General features: G+C 62.7%; 21 protein-coding genes and 1 pseudogene. 10 read left to right on the top strand and 12 right to left on the bottom strand.

From position 1 onward, the window contains the following. Positions 1-14 precede the first annotated feature (14 nt). The 5 genes and pseudogenes from EOC94_RS06605 (at position 15) to EOC94_RS06580 (ending at position 3,647) form a co-directional block, all read left to right on the top strand. Positions 15-644, top strand: a complete 630-nt coding sequence (locus EOC94_RS06605) for an NADPH-dependent F420 reductase (RefSeq protein ID WP_281032963.1) — start codon at positions 15-17, stop codon at positions 642-644. 235 nt (positions 645-879) lie between these two features. Then, the gene (locus tag EOC94_RS06595) at positions 880-1,383 is read left to right on the top strand and encodes an SRPBCC domain-containing protein (RefSeq protein ID WP_095483601.1); all 504 of its coding nucleotides are present in this window, start codon (positions 880-882) and stop codon (positions 1,381-1,383) included. Positions 1,384-1,526: 143 nt separating this feature from the next. Further along, the gene (locus tag EOC94_RS06590; RefSeq protein ID WP_127289302.1) at positions 1,527-2,339 is read left to right on the top strand and encodes an SDR family oxidoreductase; all 813 of its coding nucleotides are present in this window, start codon (positions 1,527-1,529) and stop codon (positions 2,337-2,339) included. Positions 2,340-2,349: 10 nt separating this feature from the next. After that, positions 2,350-2,477, top strand: a pseudogene (locus tag EOC94_RS34495) (alpha/beta hydrolase); the annotation flags it as partial. Between the two features lie 798 nt (positions 2,478-3,275). Continuing rightward, positions 3,276-3,647, top strand: coding sequence for an AlpA family phage regulatory protein (locus EOC94_RS06580; RefSeq protein WP_127289300.1), 372 nt, complete (start codon positions 3,276-3,278; stop codon positions 3,645-3,647). A 34-nt stretch (positions 3,648-3,681) separates the two neighbouring features. On the opposite strand, the gene EOC94_RS06575 is transcribed toward EOC94_RS06580, so the two are convergent. The 5 genes from EOC94_RS06575 to EOC94_RS06550 all read right to left on the bottom strand — a co-directional run bounded on the left by EOC94_RS06575 (position 3,682) and on the right by EOC94_RS06550 (position 7,737). Beyond that, positions 3,682-4,020 carry a hypothetical protein gene (locus EOC94_RS06575; RefSeq protein ID WP_127289298.1) on the bottom strand — a complete coding sequence of 113 codons (339 nt, stop codon included), beginning with the start codon at positions 4,018-4,020 and terminating at the stop codon, positions 3,682-3,684. Positions 4,021-4,030: 10 nt separating this feature from the next. Further along, positions 4,031-5,140 (bottom strand): epoxide hydrolase family protein, encoded by a 1,110-nt coding sequence (locus tag EOC94_RS06570; protein ID WP_127289296.1) that lies wholly within the window; start codon positions 5,138-5,140, stop codon positions 4,031-4,033. Between the two features lie 260 nt (positions 5,141-5,400). Next, the gene (locus EOC94_RS06560) at positions 5,401-6,021 is read right to left on the bottom strand and encodes an NAD(P)-binding domain-containing protein (protein WP_027152442.1); all 621 of its coding nucleotides are present in this window, start codon (positions 6,019-6,021) and stop codon (positions 5,401-5,403) included. A 74-nt stretch (positions 6,022-6,095) separates the two neighbouring features. After that, positions 6,096-7,049 (bottom strand): SDR family oxidoreductase, encoded by a 954-nt coding sequence (locus EOC94_RS06555; protein ID WP_127289294.1) that lies wholly within the window; start codon positions 7,047-7,049, stop codon positions 6,096-6,098. A 46-nt stretch (positions 7,050-7,095) separates the two neighbouring features. After that, the gene (locus EOC94_RS06550; RefSeq protein WP_348627390.1) at positions 7,096-7,737 is read right to left on the bottom strand and encodes an NADPH-dependent F420 reductase; all 642 of its coding nucleotides are present in this window, start codon (positions 7,735-7,737) and stop codon (positions 7,096-7,098) included. Between the two features lie 134 nt (positions 7,738-7,871). Here EOC94_RS06550 and EOC94_RS06545 point away from each other — a divergent pair, with 134 nt between their 5' ends. After that, positions 7,872-8,459 (top strand): TetR/AcrR family transcriptional regulator, encoded by a 588-nt coding sequence (locus EOC94_RS06545; protein ID WP_127289290.1) that lies wholly within the window; start codon positions 7,872-7,874, stop codon positions 8,457-8,459. Between the two features lie 133 nt (positions 8,460-8,592). Here EOC94_RS06545 and EOC94_RS06540 read toward each other — a convergent pair whose 3' ends face one another. Then, complete coding sequence (locus tag EOC94_RS06540) at positions 8,593-9,192, bottom strand: NADPH-dependent F420 reductase (RefSeq protein ID WP_127289288.1); 600 nt, start codon at positions 9,190-9,192, stop codon at positions 8,593-8,595. 72 nt (positions 9,193-9,264) lie between these two features. After that, on the bottom strand, positions 9,265-9,999 hold the full coding sequence (locus EOC94_RS06535) for an SDR family oxidoreductase (RefSeq protein ID WP_095483593.1): 735 nt from the start codon (positions 9,997-9,999) through the stop codon (positions 9,265-9,267). Between the two features lie 228 nt (positions 10,000-10,227). Between EOC94_RS06535 and EOC94_RS06530 the strand changes: the two genes are divergently transcribed. Continuing rightward, positions 10,228-11,121, top strand: a complete 894-nt coding sequence (locus EOC94_RS06530) for a LysR family transcriptional regulator (RefSeq protein WP_095483592.1) — start codon at positions 10,228-10,230, stop codon at positions 11,119-11,121. A gap of 441 nt (positions 11,122-11,562) precedes the next feature. Here the strand turns inward: EOC94_RS06530 and guaA are convergent, their stop codons facing one another. The 4 genes from guaA to EOC94_RS06510 all read right to left on the bottom strand — a co-directional run bounded on the left by guaA (position 11,563) and on the right by EOC94_RS06510 (position 15,694). Beyond that, positions 11,563-13,125: a glutamine-hydrolyzing GMP synthase gene (guaA, locus tag EOC94_RS06525; RefSeq protein ID WP_127289286.1), complete on the bottom strand. Its 1,563-nt coding sequence runs from the start codon at positions 13,123-13,125 to the stop codon at positions 11,563-11,565. Between the two features lie 53 nt (positions 13,126-13,178). Continuing rightward, positions 13,179-13,844 (bottom strand): 5'-methylthioadenosine/S-adenosylhomocysteine nucleosidase, encoded by a 666-nt coding sequence (locus EOC94_RS06520; RefSeq protein ID WP_126107241.1) that lies wholly within the window; start codon positions 13,842-13,844, stop codon positions 13,179-13,181. Positions 13,845-13,848: 4 nt separating this feature from the next. Beyond that, positions 13,849-14,307, bottom strand: coding sequence for a PaaI family thioesterase (locus EOC94_RS06515; RefSeq protein WP_126103611.1), 459 nt, complete (start codon positions 14,305-14,307; stop codon positions 13,849-13,851). A 97-nt stretch (positions 14,308-14,404) separates the two neighbouring features. After that, positions 14,405-15,694 carry an RsmB/NOP family class I SAM-dependent RNA methyltransferase gene (locus EOC94_RS06510; RefSeq protein ID WP_127289284.1) on the bottom strand — a complete coding sequence of 430 codons (1,290 nt, stop codon included), beginning with the start codon at positions 15,692-15,694 and terminating at the stop codon, positions 14,405-14,407. A gap of 337 nt (positions 15,695-16,031) precedes the next feature. Here EOC94_RS06510 and EOC94_RS06505 point away from each other — a divergent pair, with 337 nt between their 5' ends. After that, positions 16,032-16,709 carry an aquaporin gene (locus EOC94_RS06505; RefSeq protein WP_127289282.1) on the top strand — a complete coding sequence of 226 codons (678 nt, stop codon included), beginning with the start codon at positions 16,032-16,034 and terminating at the stop codon, positions 16,707-16,709. A gap of 77 nt (positions 16,710-16,786) precedes the next feature. On the opposite strand, the gene katG is transcribed toward EOC94_RS06505, so the two are convergent. Beyond that, positions 16,787-18,988: a catalase/peroxidase HPI gene (gene katG, locus EOC94_RS06500; RefSeq protein ID WP_127289280.1), complete on the bottom strand. Its 2,202-nt coding sequence runs from the start codon at positions 18,986-18,988 to the stop codon at positions 16,787-16,789. A gap of 144 nt (positions 18,989-19,132) precedes the next feature. On the opposite strand from katG, the gene EOC94_RS06495 reads away from it, so the two are divergent. Together EOC94_RS06495 and EOC94_RS06490 are read left to right on the top strand one after the other, a co-directional pair. Further along, on the top strand, positions 19,133-20,041 hold the full coding sequence (locus EOC94_RS06495; RefSeq protein ID WP_127289278.1) for a hydrogen peroxide-inducible genes activator: 909 nt from the start codon (positions 19,133-19,135) through the stop codon (positions 20,039-20,041). Between the two features lie 186 nt (positions 20,042-20,227). After that, positions 20,228-20,752, top strand: coding sequence for a hypothetical protein (locus EOC94_RS06490; protein ID WP_127289276.1), 525 nt, complete (start codon positions 20,228-20,230; stop codon positions 20,750-20,752). Positions 20,753-20,887 lie beyond the last annotated feature (135 nt).

Genomic DNA, 20,887 nt, shown 5'->3' with positions numbered 1-20,887 from the left:
TTGAAGGCCGGGGAATCAATACCAACACGGATCGGAGAAGTATTATGAGCTACGCAATTGTAGGATTCGGTAAGGTAGGCCAGGCCCTCGCCCACGCCTTTGCCCGTAAAAACATCAAGGTGACCGTCGCGAGCCGCCGTCCGCCCGAGGCGTTGGCGCCGCAAGCTCGGGCGATCGGACCCACGGTCGTCGCCAAGTCGCTGCGGGATGCGCTTGAGGCCGACACAATCATCTTGGCGGTCCCGTTCGGGGAGCCTCGCGAGGTTGCGAAAGCCCTGCCGAGCTGGGAAGGCAAGACAGTCATCGACGCGATGAACGCGTTAGTTCCCCCCGAGGAACTGGACGGTCTCCCATCCTCCGCCTTCGTCGCGAAGGCGTTCACCGGCGCCAAATTCGTGAAAGGTTTCAATCACCTGATTGCGGCCACCTTGGCTGCCGATCCGATCGTCGAGGGCGGCCACAGGGTCGTCTTTCTGTCGAGCGACGACGAGGACGCGATCGCTCCCGTGGCGACCTTGGCCAAACAACTCGGGTTCGCACCCGTCAAGCTGGGAAAGCTCAACGAGGGTGGCGCGCTGGTGCACGCACGCGGCCGCACTTGGGGCCAGCTCATCTTCCAGGATTTGTTCAAGAAGGAGCAGTAATCGATCTACGACCGTGCGATCGGCGCCGAGAACTGGTCGCGCGCGCCAATTTCTTCGAGCAGCGCGCGACCGAATATTTGAACGCCACAAAGTCGCGAAGGTTGGGCTGGGCCTGACGGCGTATGGGCCGGTTAGCCTCGGCAAGATCGCGGAAGGCGGTCAGCTAGTGCAGGCGCGGGACAAGAGCTGGGCGCCATTGATCTTCCAGGACCTGTTCAAAAAGGACAAATGAACCATGTACGACCATGTAATCTGGCCGGAGCGGTATGACCCCAGAACGTCGGCCATCTATGCGCTGAACGACATCGACGTTAAGGCGCCGCCTGAAGTGGTCTGGAAGCTGCTCGTCGATGCCGAGAATTGGCTGAGCTACTTTCCTGCCGAAGACCAGGTCAAGATCCTGACAGGTGAGGCGGAACTGGCGCTCGGAACCACGTACAGTCGAGTCACCGTCGGATTCCCGATGAGCCTTGTCGTGACCGAGTTCGAGCCCTTGCGCCGGCTCGCTTGGGCGACGACAGTCGACGGCGATGAGACCGGCTCGAGCGCATATCACGGCTGGGTTATCACGCCGACTAACGATGGCTGCCATGTCCTGACCGAGGAGACGCAACAGGGAGCCTGGTTTCTGGACCTTCTCGGGCACAAGCATCCCGGCGCGCTCTACCGCTATCACCAGGAGTGGGTCGAAAGCCTCGCCCGCGCAGCGGAGGCTGAAGCAGCAAAGAAAGCGAGCTGACGCCCCTGTCCTGGCGCTATCCACGCTTCCCAACGCTGCCTTCGTCCGGATGTTGCCCGTACTCGACGGGCGACAATCTGCGCTTCCAGCCTGGATCAGTGGATCGATCGCCTTGTTCACCTATAATTTGGAGATGAAATAACATGAATATCGAACTGAAGGGCCGCAAGGCGATCGTTACGGGGTCAACGGCAGGCATCGGCCGTGCTACCGCGGAGGGACTAGCCCGTGCCGGCGCATCGGTCGTCATCAACGGCCGTGGATACGTCCGGATTGACGAGGCGGTACGGCAGATGCGACAGGCCTTTCCCGGAAGCGACATCTCGGGTATCGCCGCCGATCTTGCGACAACGGAGGGTGCCGAAGCCTTGATCGCGCAGGCGCCGGACGCCGATATCCTTGTGAACAACGTGGGCACGGCTCACATCCGGGGCTACAGTGGCGTCGAGGACATCGCGAGGATCCCGGACGAGGACTGGCTTGGTCTCTTCCAGTTGAATGTAATGAGTGGCGTGCGCGTGACCCGTCATTATCTGCCGCGGATGGTGGCGAAAGGCTGGGGCCGCGTCGTGTTTGTAAGTAGCGAGTCCGCAGTCAACATCCCCAAGGAAATGCTTGACTACGGCATGACTAAGACAGCTCAACTCGCGGTCTCGCGCGGGCTTGCCGAGGCGGTCGCGGGCACGGGCGTCACCGTCAACGCCGTCCTGCCGGGACCCACCCGCTCTGAGATCCTGGGCGACTTCATGGCGAAGCAGGCTGACGCAAACGGGATCACGCTTCAGGAAGCCGAGCAGGGCTTCCTGAAGGCGATGCGTCCGACCACCCTCATCCAACGCTTCGCGACCACCGACGAGGTAGCCAACATGATCATCTACGCATGCTCGGAGCAGGCTTCGGCGACAACCGGCGCGGCTTTACGGGTGGATGGCGGCGTGGTCCGTTTCGTCGCGTAGCAGGACGCTCGCCGACTTAGGTCCGCCGTCGGCCAAGCTGCTGAAGAACGGCACGCCGAAGGTCTACAAGGATCTGCCGCACGGCAGCCCACGACCCACGCAGACATCATCAAGGCGGACCTGCTGGCCTTCTTTAAGGCCCGATGCCGCGGTTGCCGACTTCAACGTTCGCCGCGGATTTTGTGCCAGAGCATCTGCGGGCAAGCGGCATTGGCTGGTACAGCACGACGGTCGGCGTCATGCAGCTCGTCGCCAGCCTCATTGCGGGAGCACTCTGGAACTACGGGGCCACGAGAGCGTATTCAGCTATGGCGCCCTTTTCGCTGTGCTCGGCGGCCTTGTGCTCGTCTCGTTGGTCTCGACCGGGCTTAGACCCTGATACAAATCCCCGGAACATGAGGTCTATTGTCCGAGGATTTTTATCGGCGCTCCAATCCCAATCCGAAGCATGTGCCGTGAACGGCGCGGTGTATCGATCCCCTTGAACATCTCGACACACAATCGCAAGGTCTATCGCCGATCTGCAAAACTGCTGCTCGTTCTTGCAGAATCGCCCGCGAACTATCGCCCACTATCGGGGACCAACAATTTCCGAATGTATCCGACAGTACTCCAATCTACTCCACGGTACTTCACTCCCACTCGATCGTTCGGCCCTATGCAACTAATTGAATTTTCTCAAGAAAATATTTTTCCGTCCAAATACTACCGGCCTAGGACCCGTCAGGATCCTACCGTTCTGATTTAGTTGGCGAATTTTGGCCAACCGCCACGAGCGATCTATCGACTACTATCGGCTCTCGGCCCGCCTTTCCAGGCCTGACATTCGAAACGTGAGCACACCCAAAAGTACCGTCAGGTTCCCGACCAACGATAGCTACGCGACTAGGCAAAGCCGCAGCGGCATCAAACATCCTTCAACCACGGAGGATAAACATGACCAAGAAGCCAGATCGCGTTCGCATCCTGACGATACCGTATCAGGATTACGACGACAAAGACCCGGTGGGATATTTCGGTCCCGCCACCGTGCTGACCGGGCTACCGCGAAACATCCGACGGAATGAGCTCCGGCTCATCGTACCGCTCGCCGACAGCACGATCTATGAAATGGAAAAACGCGAGGAATTCCCTCGCCGCTTCAATCTCACGCCGCGATGCATCGTGTGGGACCTGGAGGAGGTCGAAGCGTGGCTGGAGCAGCGCCGCCAGACCTGTCTTGAGGGCCGAGCGAAGATCGCGCCCGGGCCGGATGTCCATCAGCGCAAAGCCCGGCCGGTCAAACAGACTGATAGGTCATCGGACTAACACTGAAGCCATCGCATCCCATGGATGCGATGGCTTATCGTTGCAGACCGTTGGCATCGTCAGTTGGTGCGAAGGCTTCCATTTCCGCCGCCTCAGCGGCAATCGTCGCGAGTTGCAGTTGGGCGTCCATCTTCTTCAGCCGCGGTTGGGCCCATTCGATGAAAGCATGAAAGGCAGACGCTTCCTCGGAGACGGGGTCAGCGGGAAGCGTCGTCAGAAACGTCCGTAGTCGATCACGCGGCTCTGCCTGCGCGAGCTTGCGATCGAGATATTCCACCCGCTGTTCTTCGAGCTTGGCCAGCCGCGCCTGCTCGGCACACCGCTGGCGGGCAATCTCCACGAGCCGTGCCCGCTCGTGAGTGAAGCGGAACACGCTTGTTCGTTCAGATCGCGGCGAGCGCGATCTTTCGCAAATCGTCGGCGTAGAGTTCCGGCGTTTCCCAGGCCGGAAAATGCCCGCCACGCGGAAAGACGGTGTAGCTCCGCACATTGTAGAGCCGCTCGGCCCGCTCGCGCGGCGCGAGCGTCAGATCATGTGGCCACATAGCGACGGCGGTGGGGACATGCACGAAGTCATCTGCCCGCAGCGGCGGCCGCAGCCGGGCGGCGTCGTAATAGTAGCGGACAGACGACCCGATCGTGTTGGTCATCCAGTAAATCGTCAGAGTGTCAGTCAAGGCTTCGAGTGGCCAGACAGAGAGGATGTCGCCATCGCAGTCCGTCCAGGCCCGGAATTTCTCGACAATCCACGAGGCGAGGCCAACAGGACTGTCGGCAAGCCCAAAGGCGAGAGTTTGTGGCCTCGAGCTCTGGATCGCCTGATAGCCCCCTTCCTCCCGGCTCCACAGTTGGAGGCGCTCGTCATAGTCGATCTCGGCTTTCGACAGGGGCGACGCATCTTCTGGAATCGGCTTCAGCGCGACCGCCGAGACATGCAGAGCCAGCAAACGCGCCGCATGCCGAAGGGCTATCCGGGTGGCAAGGCCGGAGCCGATGTCAGTCCCGGCCACGACGAACCGCCCATAGCCCAGCATCGTCATTAGCTTCGGATAAAGGTCACTGGGCTCCGCCTCGTAGGGCCGGGTTGGCCTGTCCGAGTAGCCGAAGCCGGGCATGGTGGGGATCACGACATCGAATGCCGGCGTTCCCTGGGTAAGCAGCGGCGCTATACGCTGAAACTCCACGAAGCTGGACGGCCACCCGTTCATCAGCAGTAGCGGGATAGATCCACTTTGTCCGCTGCGAAAATGCAGAAAGTGTATGCCATGGCCGTCGACCGTCGTCCAGAAATGGGGAAGCTGGTTAAGCCGGTCTCGCCGCTGCGCCCAGTCATAGCCGTCACGCCAGAAATCGATGAACTGGTTGAGGACGCCGCGCTCGGTTCCCATGGTCCAGTCGTCAGTTACCGCGTCGGCCCAACGCGTCCGTGCGAGGCGGCTACGAAGGTCAGCGGCCTGGTCCGCATCATAGGGAATCTGGAAGGGAGTGATCATGATCGATTCCTTGGCTGTAGTGCAGCAGAAGACCGGCCGACCGGTCTAATTCGAATTGACCTCCGATGTGCGCTTCAGCCTATTAGCATGGCTCGAACGTCGGGGCAGTGTTATTGCCGACTATGTGTTTCCGAGCCGCATTGACCATGCGAACCACATGGCACCCGACAGCACGCCCGACTCATCGGGTGACGACAGCCATCGGATGACTTGCTTCCAGTGGTGTTGCGGATCTGCCGGTGAGGGCTGATGTCGGTGATTCAGCCGATATCGACGTTCATGGCGAAGTCCCAGGTGCCAGCGCCGTTTTTGGCGAGGCCAATCATCATCAAACCGAGCGCCTCCAGCGTCTGGGCCATGTGCAAGCCGCCCACGTCGAGCGGACGCAGCCCGAGACTTTCGAGGAACGTCGAGACGCGCGCTTTCGCCTCCGCATCGTCGGCTGCGATGAACGCGTCGAGGCGTCCACCCTTCGCAAGCACGTGACCAAAGATCGTGTTGAACGCCTTCACAACATGCGCGCCGGCGGGGAGGCCCTTTGCGGTCTCCTGCGCGCCAGAGCTGCCGTGGGGCGTGACGAGGCCCGAGAGGTCGGGGGCAACCGGGTTGGCGATGTCGACGATCACCTTGCCATCGAGCGCTTTCCCAAAGTCGGCCACCGCCGCCGCTGCACCGCTGTACGGCACGGCGAGGATGACGATGTCGCCCGCGGGGGCGGCTCCGTATGTCCCAGTGGTCGCTCCGGCTCCAAGTTGGTCGGCGAGCGCCCGCGCCTTGGCGGGGTCGCGGCCGACCACCTCGACAGTGTGTCCAGCCTTGGCGACACGGCCGGCAATCGCCGTGGCCATAGTTCCAGAGCCAATGATGCTGATAATGCTCATGTGCAGTCTCCTATTGAGATGGGGTTATTGCTGGTGGTCTCTAGACGGGGGATCCCGTTTATTGGTTTGACGAATTACGGGATCGCGATACGGCCCGCCGGGAAGTAATGGCCGTTGTCGAGGTCCTCGATCAGGCCCGGCTGAACTGGATCCCAGGCGAGAGTCTGGCGGGTGATGGCGTTGGACGCCGGAAGGTTCAGCGTGACCAAATTCGCGAGAAAGCCGAAGAAGCCAGGCAACATCAGTACGTCCGCAGGGATGGGCACGGCGGGTACGCCCATACGGCTGCCAATGGCCTCAGCGATCTCGCGGAACCGGATGCCGTCGCGCTCAATCCCGTGCCAATATTTGCCAGCCGGCCCCTTCTCCAGCGCCAGGCGGAACAGGGAGGCCAAGTCGCGGGCATGCACAGCCGGCCAGAGGTTCGCGCCGTCTCCGGGGTAACCGATAACGCCCTTCTCCTTCGCGAGACCGATCAGCAGCTGGAGGAAGCCGGCATCGGTCGTGCTGTGCGCGATGGGAGGAATTCGGACGACCGAAGACCGCACGCCCCGTCCCGCTAAGCCGATCACGGCGAGTTCCACGGCGTTACGAACCCGCAGGGTGCCCTTGTATGCATCGCCGCCGGGAAGAGCCGGATCTTCCTCGGTGGCTGGCCGGCCCAGGTTTTCCCACCCCGGCGAGCCGATGCTCCCCGAGACGACGAGCGGCTTTCCGGTCCCCGCCAGCGCCTCGCCGTAGGCGAGCATGATTTGGAGTTCCGCGGCGGCCACGGCGTCGATCCCGCCAGAGGGCAGCAGGTCTTGCCGGTGCGCGACGTGGATGACGCCGTCGGACTCCGCCGCCGCGGCCTTGAGCCCGTCGAGGTCGGTGATATCCCCGCGACGTGCCTTGGCGCCGAGCGCCGACACCGCAGTCGCGGATGTGTCCGACCGGGCCAGGCCAATGACCTCATGTCCGGCCGCGATGAGCTCGGGGATGATATACGAACCGATATGGCCGGTCCCGCCAGTAACTAAAACGCGCATACTGCTGCTCCTTGGGTAATGTGATGCGAGACGTGGTGCCGTGGGCTCAGCCGAGGAGGCTGACGCGGATTGATAAGTTGGTGTGTTTGATGGAGTGGGTCATGAGGCCCAGCCACAGCATGCAGGCGTGCTCTAACGTCCGCGCCATAATCAGCCGCCCGGTATCCATCGGACGTAGTCCGAGGCTGTCGATGAACGCCGAGACGCGCGCCTTCGCCTGAGAGTCGTCCCCGGCGATGAACACGTCCAATGGATGGCCCCCGATTGGACCGGCAGCCAGGACCTGGGCGTTCTGGGTGTTGAACGCCTTGACGATAGTGGCATTGGCAGGAGCAACCTTGGCGATCTCCTGCGCGCCGAAACTGTCTTCAGAAGTCAAGAAAACCCTGAAGTCGGATTTGATGGGGTTGGTGATGTCGACGAGGAGCTTGCCTGCCAGCTTCTCGCCGTACTGCTTCACCACGTCGAGAACGGCCGAAAAAGGCACCGCCAGGATGACGATGTCCCCGACCGGAGCGGCGCCAAACGTTCCGGTCGTCGCGCCGGCTCCAACCTGCTCGGCCAGCGCCCGCGCCTTGGCGGCGTCGCGACTCATCACCTCGACGCTGTGTCCGGCTTTGGCGGCAAGGCCGCCGATCGCTGCGGCCATACCGCCTGAGCCGATGATGCTGATAGTGCTCATGTTCATTTTCCTCGCGGGGCGGGCAGCGCCTTTGTTGCCATTTGTGCAGACGCACTCTATTTAGTGGTTCACCGATCCGCTTAACAATCGGATCACCGATCCACATATACGGATCACCGATCCGGTTATCAAGGCATCTCATGCGAGCCGACGCAAAAAAAAATTACAACCATATCCTCGCGGTCGCGCGTGACGTCGTCACCGAGCACGGTATCAATGCGTCCATGCGCGATATCGCCCGCCGGGCCGACGTCGGGTTGGCCACGCTGCTGCGTCATTTCCCGACGCGAGAAGCCTTGTTCGAAGCGTTGCTGTGTACGAATCTGGACGCACTGACTCAGAGGGCAGATGAACTCGAAACGTCGAACTCACCTGACGAAGCGCTCATCTCCTGGTTCCAGGAATGGTTGGGGTTCGCCCAAAGCTATAGGGGCATCGTCGCCATGATGGCCGCCGCCCACACGAACCCGGACTCCGCTCTTTATGCTTCATGCGCTGCGGTGCACTCGGCGAGCGCGCGACTGCTGCTCCGTGCACAGGCCGAAGGCGCGGCGCGGCCCGACATGAATGGGGATGACCTGTTCGCCCTGATGACGGCTCTCGGCTGGGCGGTCGACCAACCCTCATTCGCGCCGCGGGCCGATCATCTCTTTCGCATCATTACGGGCGCCATTCTGGCGAACCCGTCGACCGGATCGGCTTCTGCTGCGCTCGACCATCAAAACTGAGTATCCATCATACTGCTGACGAGAGGCGGAGCACTTCATCCTTTGCTTCCAGGCGTCACCTCGGCCGCACGCATCGGATCGAGCACGATCCGATGCGTGCATCGTGTCCCTGCCGGTGGGGACGTCATGTTCATCAGTCGAACTGGACCAGGTCGTTGAAGATCAGCCGGCCCCAGCTGTTCCCGCGCGCCTGCACGAGCAGTCCGCCTTCCGAAAGCCCGCCTAGTTTGATCGGCGCGAAGCCGAGATTTTCCGCGAGTGTACCAATCTGCGCTGCAGCGTCTTCATCATCGCTCGCCAGGAACACGACTCTCCTGCCACCCTTTACGGCCGGATCCTCGTCAACGGTGGCAGCGATCAAATGGTTGAAGCCCTTGACCAGTTTTGCACCTGAGAAGGCTTGCTCAATGAACCTAGAAGACGGCTGTCCGCCCAGTTGCTCAGGGGGCACGCCATAGGCATTGGTCACATCGACGATGGTCTTCCCCTGCCAGGTGGGCAGCGCGTTCGCGACATCAGGGTGCGACTCGAAACGAACTGCCAAAAAGATGATGTCCGCTTTGACTGCCTCCGCCAGCTTCTTGGGGATGATCGTAGGCCCGATCGCAGCCGCATCGGCTGCAAAGCTTTCCGGGTCGCGCTTGGTTGCCACGGATACCTCGATGCCCTTGCGGGCAAACGCCTTAGCCAGGGCTTTGCCGATATTGCCGAAGCCGATAATTGCGTAGCTCATATTTATTCTCCTTTATTTTCCCACGCCGGTCGGGCTCCGAGTATCGAACGGAACCCGTCCAGGTGTAGCGCGTCAGAGTTGCGCTAGGCCGCCGTCAACTGCTACCTCGCTGGCGGTCATGAAGCTGCTGTCCGATGAGGCGAGGAAGGCAGCAGCCGCCCCGAGCTCCGTCGGATTGCCCATGCGCTGGAATGCAGTCATCGAGCCGTAGGCCTTCAGGCCCTCCTCGCCCAACGCTTCGGTCGCGAGTTCGGTCGCTATCGCCCCGGGCGACAGCACGTTTACGCGGATGCCGGTGCCCTTCAGATCCTCCGCCCAGGTCCGCGCGAGGTTGCGCACTGCCGCCTTGCTCGCGCTGTAGGCAGTGAATGCCGGGGCGCCCGTGGTGCCTGCGCTCGATCCGGTCAGGATGATCGAACCGCCTTCGCCCATCAGCGGCAGCGCCTTCTGGATGGTGAAGATCGTACCCTTCACATTGACGTCGAAGGTTTCGTCGATGTGCTCGGCGGTGATCTCGCCGAGCTTAAGCTGGCTTCCTACCCCAGCGTTCGCAAACACGATGTCGAGGGTTCCACGCTCGGTCTTCACCGCCGCGTAAAGCTTGTCGAGATCGGCCTCATCGGAGACCGAGCCCTGCACCGCGCGGGCATTGGACCCGAGCTCGACGAGGGCGGCGTCGAGCGCATCCTGCCGACGGCCGAAGATGAAGACGAAAGCGCCCTCCTCGATGAAGCGCTTTGCAGCGGCGAGGCCGATGCCGGTGGCGCCTCCGGTGATGACGGCGGTCTTTCCATTCAATCTGGTCATATCGTGTATCCTTCGTTTCGCCATCTCGGGACTTTGGCTGTACGGGAGGTCTTTCCGAGAGGCTCAACATGGCCCTGCCGAAGTCAGCCAGGCAGTGAGCAATCGCACACATCGGTGGTGCGAAAACGATCCATACCGATAACCAGACGCCGCGATGTTCGCGCAAAATCCGACTCTGTATGTTAGAGTGAGCTTCGGAAGCCTCACTGCGCGGCGCGGGAATGCACCATGATCGACTGGGATGACGTTCGCTACTTTCTCGCCGCCGCGCAAGGAGGCTCAGTGCGGGCCGCCGCCAAACGTCTCGGAGTGAACCACGCGACCGTGCTGCGACGCATCGCCCAGCTCGAGGACCGCCTCGGGGCGCAGATGTTCGAAAAGCTGCCTTCGGGCTACCGCTTAACAGCTGCGGGCGAGGAGGTCCTCGAGTTCGCGGACCAGATGCAAGCGTCGTCGCACCAGCTGGAAACGCGCGTCTTGGGGCGCGATCAAAGCGTGCGCGGGCTTCTGCGGGTGACGCTGCCGGCGCCCCTCGCAGCACACCTGCTAATGCCGAACTTCGCGGATTTCGTACGCCTGCATCCGGACATCGAGATGGAAATCCTGTCGTCCGGCGAGCTGGCAAATCTGACCAACCGAGAGGCCGACGTGGCGATCCGTGTCGTCTATGACCGCGAAGCCTTGCCGCTCAATCTTCACGGTCTGAAGGGACCGGAGCTGTACGGCGGCTTCTACATGTCCGGCGATCGACTGGCCGAGTGGCAGGCGGGCGGGCCGGATCCCAGGTGGATCGCCATAAGTGGTCATGGAGTACCGGACTGGACCCGCCAGGGAGAACTTCGCACGACTGGGACTCCGTTCCGGACTATGGATTTCGAAGCGCAGATCGCGGCGGTCCGGCAAGGTATAGGCATCACGACGCTCCCGTGTTTCGTCGGAGATGCCGATCCCTTATTGGAGAGGGTGCCAGGTACCAACCTACACCTGTATGGACCGATCTGGGTTCTCACTCAGGGGGAGACACGCAAGACGAAGCGCGTGCGGCTCTTCACCGAGTTCGTATCCCGCAGACTCGCCGCCTACGCCCCACTTTTAGCGGGGCTGTCCATATCGCGCGACTGACGCGCAGTAGATCGCGGCGACGCTTGCCGGGTCTTGCTCGTTTAGGGGAAGAATGGGGGTAAATGCGGGAACGTCGGCTTCTGTCGCAAACCGACGTGCAACGGTGCAAGCGGGAATGGCTGCAAAGTCCAAGCTGAAAACGTGAGTGTACCGCTTCTCAGGCCGCATGCGGAACGGCCGGTTTCGGGATCGCCGTGCACACTCCTGACCGACGACAACAACGGGGCTCGAAGCAGACCCGCCTTTGTGCACGCTATTCTACGCCAGAGCACTCCCGCCAATGGAAGCGGCTTTACACCATCCTGAAGCGGGCGCAGATCGATCCTGTAGGAAAGAAATGGAGTAGGCGAATTCAATGGAAGTGAAAGACGGATGGGAGCGGCAATTAAGCGGAGGCGAAAAGCACCGCCGAAACTACGCTATTGCCGCCGTTTTTATCCCTCACTCCCACTCGATTGTGCCGGGCGGCTTGCTGGTCACGTCGTAGACGACGCGGTTGATGCCGCGCACCTCGTTGATGATGCGGGTGGCGGCGGCGCCCAGGAACGCCATGTCGTAGTGGTAGAAATCCGCGGTCATGCCGTCGACCGAGGTGACGGCGCGCAGCGCGCAGACGAATTCATAGGTGCGGCCATCGCCCATCACGCCGACGGTCTGCACCGGCAGCAGCACGACGAAAGCCTGCCAGATGGCGTCGTAGAGGCCGGCCTTGCGAATCTCGTCGAGATAGATGGCGTCGGCCTCGCGCAGTATCTCCAGCTTTTCGCGAGAGATGCCGCCCGGGCAGCGGATGGCGAGACCAGGACCGGGAAACGGGTGCCGGCCGATGAAGCTGTCGGGCAGGCCGAGCTCCTTGCCGAGCGCCCTCACCTCGTCCTTGAACAGTTCGCGCAGCGGCTCGACCAACTGCATGTTCATGCGCTCGGGCAGGCCGCCGACATTGTGGTGCGACTTGATCGTCACCGACGGGCCGCCGGTGAACGAGACGCTTTCGATGACATCGGGATAGAGCGTGCCCTGCGCCAGGAAATCGGCGCCGCCGAGTTTGTCGGCCTCTTCCTCGAACACCTCGATGAACAGGCGGCCGATGGTTTTGCGCTTCTTTTCCGGGTCCGACTCGCCTTCGAGCGCGCCGATAAAACGGTCCGAAGCGTCGACAAGGATGAGCGGCAGATTGTAGTGCTGGCGAAACATCTCCACCACGCCAGCAGCCTCGTCCTTGCGCATCAGCCCATGGTCGACGAGGATGCAGGTGAGCTGATCGCCGACCGCCTCGTGGATCAGGAGTGCTGCGACCGAGGAATCGACGCCGCCCGAAAGCGCGCAGATGACCTTGCCCTTGCCGACCTGCTTACGGATCGTCTCGACCGCGTGCTCGCGGTAGGCGCGCATGGTCCAGTCGCCTTCGATGCCGGCGATCTTGTGGACGAAGTTTTGGAGCAGCCGGGCGCCGTCCGGCGTGTGCACCACTTCGGGGTGGAACATGATGCCGTACATCTTGCGCTCGATATTGCCGAAGATGGCGAAGGGCGAGCCTTCCGATTTTCCGAACACCTCGAAGCCCTTGGGCAAGGAGATGACGCGGTCGCCGTGGCTCATCCACACCTGATGGCGCTGGCCGGGCGCCCACAGGCCCTCGAACAGCGGGCTGTCCTTCTGGATCTCGACGAAGGCACGGCCGAATTCGCGATGGTCGGAGCTTTCCGCGATGCCGCCCATCTGCACGCACATGGCCATCTGGCCATAGCAGATGCCGAGCACCGGCACGCCGGCGTCGAAGACGATCTGCGGCGCGCGCGGGCTGCCGATGTCGCCGGTCGAGGCCGGGCCGCCGGACAGGATCACCGCCTTCGGCTTGATGCGCTTGAACGCCGCTTCGGCCGACTGGAACGGCACGATCTCGGAAAACACGCCGGCCTCGCGGATGCGCCTGGCGATGAGCTGCGTAAACTGGCTGCCGAAATCGACAATCAGGACGGTGTCGGGATGATTGGCTATCTTCATGGCGAGCGTTTAGAGAAAGAAACGAGTCGGCGCAATGGGCTGAGAGGCGGCTCTCAATCCGATTTCGCGTCCTCATGCGATGGTCCGAATTCCAGCGCGCCGGACCCGATCGCCTGTTCCAGCCGCATGACCGCATCCGCCAGCTTCTCGTCGATGACGTGGAGATACTCCTTCCAGTCGCCGACATGCCTGAGATCGGCAGCCCCGTCGGAAATGCCGCGCAGGCCGACGAGCGGCACGCCGAACAGTTGGCAGGCACGCAGGCAGGCGAAGGTCTCCATGTCGACCATGTCCTGCGCAATCGCATCGTAGGCGCTGCCGGAAATGATCGCCGCGCCGGTCGACAGCGTCGCCTCTCTTATATCAGGAATCCTGAACGGCAGCGGCACGGTCACCGGCAGGTCGAGAAACGGCGTCGCGCCCTTCTCGAACCCCAGTGGCGAGGCGTCGATGTCGCGGTAGGCGACCGAAACGGCCTGGTAGATTTCCGTCTGCTCCAGCGTACGGCTCCCAGCCGAACCGAGCGACACGACGAGGTCCGGCAGCGCCTTTTCAGACTTCAGCCATGACAGTTCCGCGCCCAGCCTGACACCCGCCTCGACCGGCCCCACCCCTGTCATGACAGGCGTGAAAAGCCGCTGCAGATGCGGACCGTATTCGGCCTGCGCCGCCATCACGAAGAGGACGTCCCTACCCGCAATCCTGACCGCCTTGCGCATCGGATCAGCCTTCGATGCCATCGCGACCGACCACCGTCATCATCGTTCCGGTCATAGTGGCGATCAGCTTGGCCTCGCCGTCGACAGCGAAGGCATAGGCCTGGCCGTCGGCGACGATGATGGTGCGGCCGGGCTTTGTCACCGAGCCGCGGAACAGGAAGCGCTCGCCCCGGCCCGGCGCCAGCAGGTTGACCTTGAACTCGATGGTCAGCACGCCGGAGTTCTCCGGCATCAGCGAGAATGCTGCATAGCCGCAGGCCGAGTCCAGCGCCGTCGAAATGACGCCGGCATGGAGGAAGCCATGCTGCTGGGTCAGCGCCGCCGAATAGGGCATCTCGATCTCGATGATGCCGGGCGTCACCAGCGTCAGCTCGGCGCCGATGGTCATCATGGCGTTCTGCCGCGCGAAGGACGTCCTGACGCGATCCTCATAGTCGGGGGCGGGTACGATCTTTGCAGCCATGGCTTGTCACGCTCCTGTCTGAAAAGCTTATTGCAGAGGCATGAGCGGCAGGCAATCGCTATTGCTGCACTGCAACAATCAAGTCCGCTGGCAAGATTCAGCCGCCCTTGCGTAGCGCGCAGACATAAAACCCATCGGTACCGCTCAGCGCCGGCGACAGCGAAATGCCGCCTGCGGCGCCGATCCGCGCGGCCGCCTCGTGGCCCGGAAAGCGGCTGTCCCAGAGCTGGCGGTGATCGACTGGAATAAAGTCGCTGTTACGATCCTGGAAGGCTGCGACCTGTTCTCCATTCTCCTCGTCGAACACCGAGCAGGTGATATAGACCAGCAGCCCGCCCGGTTTGACGAAGGCGTTGGCCGCGTCGAGGATCGCCGATTGCTCGCCTTTGCGTGCATCGAGCTGTCTCTGCGTCAGCCGCCATTTGGCATCGGGCCGGCGCCGCCAAGTGCCGCTGCCGGTGCACGGTGCGTCGACCAGGACGATATCCATGTGGCCCGAGAGGGTGCTGAGCTCCGTCGGCTTGGTGACGATTTGCACGTTGCGGTTTTCCGAGCGGCGGATGCGGTCGAAGATCGGCGCCAGCCGCGCCTTTTCGGCATCATGGGCAAACACCTGGCCGCGATTGTCCATCGCCGCCGACAGTGCCAGCGTCTTGCCGCCGGCGCCGGCGCAAAAGTCGAGAACCTGCATCCCGGCCTCCGCGCCAGCCAGCGTGGCGGCGATCTGCGAGCCTTCATCCTGAACCTCGAACCAGCCTTTCTGGAAGGCCGGTTCCGCCTGCACGTTCGGGTGCCTGCCGTCACCTGCGATCGGCGGGATGCGGATGCCGTGCGGCGCGATCCTTGCAGCCTTGGCATCGGTCTCGGCCAGTTCGGCGAGCACCTTGCTGCGATCGGCCCGCAGCGTGTTGACCCTGAGGTCGAGCGGCGGACGCGTCGCAAGCGCTGCGCCTTCATCGACCCAGTTGGCGCCGAAGGCCCGTTCGAAAAGCGGTTCGCACCAGTCCGGAATGTCGGCGCGCACCGCGGGCGGCGCAACGGCAAGCCTACTATCGGCGACCGCCTTCAGCTCGTCGGCGCTGAGCAGCGGCGGCGCGAATTTGTCGCCGTCGAGCGCTTCGTTCAGCGACTGCGCGGTCTGGTTCCATTCGAGCAGCAGCGCGCCGAAGCCGATGGCGCGCGGCGTGTCCTCGCCCAGCAAAAAGCCGGCCGAGCGCTTCCGGCGCAGCGCGTCATAGACGATGTTGCCGATCGCAGCGCGGTCGCCGCCGCCGGCGAAGCGATGCGATAGGCCCCAGTCCTTCAGCGCATCGGCGACCGGTCGGTGCCGCCGGCCGATATCCTCCAGCACTTCGATGGCCGCCGCCAGCCGTCCGCCCAGTCGCATCTTCTTATTCCGTTATTCAGCAAATTACTTCCGCCCTGCTCTAAAGCGCGCGACTGGCGCACACAAGCGGGGAGAGCCTCGGACACCAGATCGAGCGCAGATATGTCGGCACCCACAGCTCTAGCGCACGACCCCGAAAATCGGAATCGATTTTTCGGTAAGGGATCATGCGCAAAATCAAAGTGCTACAGCGTCCTTTGCGCGTCCCAATGGACGCGCGGCGCTGTAGTCGGCGCAATGCTTGTGCTTCCAAACTTTTGAAGTTGCGATACTCTTTCGCTGCGTGATTCGCCAAGAACTGCAAGCGGATCGGCGGGAAAATTACGAGGAGAGGGCAATGAAGACTTATCTGGCGGAAGTTCTAGGAACATTTCTACTGGTGTTCATCGGCACGGCTTCGGTGGTGACGGGCGGCTTCGGCGGCGCGCTGCCGCTCGGCCAGGAAGGCATCGGTCTTGCATTCGGCATCGGCTTGATTGCGGCTGCCTATGCGATCGGCCCGATCTCGGGCGCGCATCTCAACCCGGCGGTGACGCTCGGCGTGTTCCTTGCCGGCCGAATGCAGGCCAAGGACATCATCCCCTATTGGATCGCGCAGATCATCGGCGCCATCATCGCGTCGCTGGCGCTGTGGATCATCGTCTCCGGACAGGTCGGCGGACACACCGGCGGCTTCGGCGCCAATGGCTGGGATGCGACGAAATGGGGCGTCAGCTCGGCGTTCCTGTGGGAGCTGATCGGAACCTTCACCTTCGTGACGGTGATCCTCGGCGTCACCAGCGGCAGCCACACGACAGCCTTTGCCGGCCTTGTCATCGGCCTGACGCTGGCGGGGCTGCACTTCGCCATCATCCCGGTGACCGGCACGTCGCTCAATCCGGCCCGCTCGATCGGCCCGGCGCTGTTTTCAGGAAGTGTCGCGATTGGCCAGCTCTGGCTGTTCATTGTCGCACCGCTGATCGGCGGCGCCATCGCCGGCGTGGTCGCCAAGACCCGCATCTTCGAGAAAGACTGATTTTCGAAGGCTTCAATACAAAAAGGCGCGGGTCAAGGCCCGCGCCTTTTTGTTAAATTAGAGAATCACTTGCCGCCTCAGCCCCGGGCAAGATCGAAGCGGTCGGCGTTCATCACCTTGGTCCAGGCCGCGACGAAATCCCTAACGAACTTCTGCCCGGCGTCCGCCGACCCGTAGACCTCGGCAAGCGCACGCAACTGCGCGTGCGAGCCGAAGATCAGATCTGCGCGGGTGCCGGTCCACTTGACCGCCTTGGTCTTGCGGTCGCGCGCTTCGTAGACTTCATCGGAGCCGGCGGCCGGATCCCAGACCGTGTTCATGCTGAGCAGGTTGACGAAGAAATCGTTGGTCAACGTGCCCGGCCTGTCGGTGAACACCCCGTGCTTCGACTTGCCGGTGTTGGCGCCGAGCACCCGCAACCCGCCGACGAGCACCGTCATCTCGGGCGCCGTCAAGGTCAGCAGCTGCGCCCGATCGACCAGCATCGCTTCGACCGACATCGGCTGCTTGCCCCTGACATAATTGCGGAAGCCATCGACTTTTGGCTCGATCGCGGCAAAGGACTGGACGTCCGTCTGCTCTTGCGAGGCGTCCATGCGGCCTGGCGTGAAAGGCACCTCCACGTCATGGCCGCCGTCCTTGGCGGCCTTCTCGATCGCGGCGACGCCGCCGAGAACGATCAGGTCGGCAAGCGAGACCTTCTTGTCGCCCGTCTGCCCGGCGTTGAACTCGCTCTGGACGCCTTCGAGCTGCGCAAGCACCTTCGACAGTTCGGTCGGCTGATTGACTTCCCAGTCCTTCTGCGGCGCCAGACGGATGCGTGCGCCGTTGGCGCCGCCGCGCTTGTCGGAACCGCGGAACGTCGAGGCCGAGGCCCAGGCGGTCGAGACCAGTTCGGAAACGGACAGGCCAGAGGTCAGTATCTTCGCCTTCAGCGAGGCGATGTCCTGCTCGCTGATCAGTTCGTGATCGACGGCCGGGATAGGGTCCTGCCAGATCAGCTCTTCCTTCGGCACGAGCGGGCCGAGATAGCGGACAACCGGCCCCATGTCGCGATGGGTCAGCTTGAACCAGGCGCGGGCGAAGGCATCGGCGAACTGATCCGGATTCTCGTGGAAACGCCGCGAGATCTTCTCATAGGCCGGGTCGACCCGCAGCGCGAGGTCGGTGGTCAGCATCGCTGGCGCGCGGCGCTTCGACGGATCGTGCGCGTCCGGCACCGAGCCTGTACCGGCGCCGCCCTTCGGCGTCCACTGATGGGCGCCGGCCGGGCTCTTGGTCAGTTCCCATTCGTAGTTGAACAGATTATCGAAGAAGTTGTTGCTCCATTTGGTCGGCGTCGTGGTCCAGGTCACCTCGAGGCCCGAGGTGATGGCGTCGCCGGCAATGCCGGTGGCGTGCTTGCTCGACCAGCCGAGGCCCTGCGCCTCGATGCCGGCGCCTTCCGGCTCCGCCCCCACCAGCGATGCATCGCCGGCGCCGTGGGTCTTGCCGAAGGTGTGACCGCCGGCGATGAGCGCCACGGTTTCCTCGTCGTTCATGGCCATGCGTGCGAAGGTTTCACGGATGTCGCGTGCCGAGGCCAACGGATCGGGCGTGCCATTCGGCCCTTCCGGGTTGACGTAGATCAGCCCCATCTGCACGGCGCCGAGATGGCCCCGAAGTTCGCGGTCGCCGGAATAACGCTCGTCGCCGAGCCACTTGGTTTCCGACCCCCAGTCCACGTCCTGCTCGGGCTCCCAGACATCGGCGCGCCCGCCGGCGAAGCCGAACGTCTTGAAGCCCATCGATTCCAGCGCGACGTTGCCGGTGAGGATCAACAGATCGGCCCAGGAGATCTTCCTGCCGTATTTCTGCTTGATCGGCCACAGCAGCCGGCGTGCCTTGTCGAGATTGGCGTTGTCCGGCCAGCTGTTGAGCGGCGCGAAACGCTGCTGGCCGGCGCCGGCGCCGCCACGGCCATCGCCTATGCGATAGGTGCCGGCGCTGTGCCAGGCCATGCGGATGAAGAGCGGGCCGTAATGGCCGAAATCGGCCGGCCACCAATCTTGCGAATCGGTCATCACCTGGTGCAGGTCCTTGATCACCGCATCGAGATCGAGGCTCTTGAATTCCTCGGCGTAGTCGAAGTTCTCGCCCATCGGATCCGAGAGGCTCGACTGCTGGTGGAGAACGGCAAGGTCAAGCTGGTTTGGCCACCAGTCACGGTTGGTCCTGCCGGCCGATCCATGCGCGACCGGGCATTTTCCCGCGCTCTTGTCATCGGTCTTTGCGTCCATCGTTCTCTCCGATTTGTTGATTTCCGGGATTTGTTGATTTTCCGGACGGGCCTTGAGCCACGCCATTCTGGAATGGTTCCAGACTAGGCCGCATTGCCGATAAAAACAAATTGCCTTTCCTGTTTGTCGCGATAGGTTTTCCTTATGATTGGTCTCACTGTCCGGCAGATGCAATATTTCGAGGCGCTGGCGCAGACGCTGCATTTCGGCCGCGCCGCGAAGCTCGCCGGCGTCAGCCAGCCGGCGCTGTCTTCGCAGATCGCCGAGATGGAGCTGCGGCTCAACTGCCGGCTGTTCGAGCGCGGCGGCAAATCGGTTCGGATGACCGACGAGGCGCAGGCCATGCTGCCGCGCATCGAGCGTATTCTTGCCGATATCCGCGAGATCGAGACCACGGCCCGGCGCGGGCGTCCCGCCATGGAAGGACGCTTCCGGCTCGGCATAATCCCGACGGTGGCGCCCTATCTCCTGCCGCATGTGCTGCCGGAGCTGAGACGGCATTTTCCGGCCTTGCAGCTCGAATTGCGCGAAGCGGTGACCGCATCGCTGGTCGAGGACACCGCCTTGGGAAAGCTCGACGCCTTCATCGCAGCCCTTCCCCTCGATCAGCCAGGGCTGATCACCGAGGCGCTTTTCTCCGACCGGTTCTTCCTTGCCGTGCCGGCCGGCGATCCCGCCTTCGCCTCGCCGCCGGTTCCGCCGGAAAGCCCGGCGCTGGAAAGGCTGATGCTGCTGGAGGAAGGCCATTGCCTGCGCGAACAGGCGCTTGCCGTCTGCGGCAGCGTGCGGCCGGTGGCAATGGCAAGCTATGGCGCGACCAGCCTGACGACGTTGCTGCAGATGGTGGCGCACGGGCTCGGCGTCACGCTCATCCCGGAAATGGCGGCAGGACCGGCCAGCACTATCCCCGATTTGAAGATCGTGCCTTTCCAGGAGCCAATGCCGCAGCGCACGATCTGCCTTGCCTGGCGGCGCAACAAGGTCCGCCACGACGAATGCGTGGAACTGGCGAAGATTATTCGCGGGCTGGATGCGGCGGTGCTGGCGGCCTGAGGCGAAGTGTACTGTAGTATCTGGCGGAAAGTCTGCTGGCCCATCGCTGGCACCCGCTCGAGTCCGCTCGGCCTGAGAACCCAACTTAATCAAATCCCCGTGAATTGCACCGAACGCCCGGAACCGCCGACGCGCATCCCGCATTGGTTTTATGGAGGAGTCTGCGTTCCAGAAGGGAGCAGTATCATGGCTTACCGTGATTACATCCACACACCAGTGACGCCGCGCGACATCCGATGGGGACTCCAGCAGGGGGCCGTTGCGGGCATTGTCGCCGGCCTCGTCTTTGCGGCGTTCGAAATGACGGCAAGTGCGTTCATGATGGGGGCGGAAGCGTTTTTCATGCCCCTGCGCATGATCGGCGCCATCGCGCTTGGACCGGAAGCTCTCGATCCCGGCTATTCGCTTCTGACGGCCAGCATCGCTGGCGTGATCGTCCATATGATCCTGGCTATCGTCTATGGGATCGTGTTCGGGGAGATTGCCGCAATGCTGCGGGGGTCAGCCGCATTCATTGGTCTCGGCAGCGTCTTTGGCCTCGCCTTGTGGCTCGTCAATTTCTATGTGATCGCGCCGACCGCATTCCCCTGGTTCCTGCAAGCAAGCCCGGTCGTGCAGTTCATTGCCCACACATTCTTCTTCGGTTCCGTCCTTGGCTGGTTCCTGTGGAAATCGCATGAGAGAAGCGGACTCGAAGGACCGGCGGTTTAGACTTTGCCAACGCCGACCTGGCGCCGTCGGATTGAAAGCGGAATGACAGCGGTGGTCACCGGCGCCTCTGCTCGCCCGCCACAACGCGCTCAGCCAGTTGACAGCGGAAATCGAAAGCAAGGGTGGCGAGGGCCT

Source organism: Mesorhizobium sp. M6A.T.Ce.TU.016.01.1.1, assembly GCF_003997065.1.
Classification (GTDB): Bacteria; Pseudomonadota; Alphaproteobacteria; order Rhizobiales; family Rhizobiaceae; genus Mesorhizobium; species Mesorhizobium mediterraneum.
This window is presented reverse-complemented; position numbering and strand designations above follow the sequence as displayed.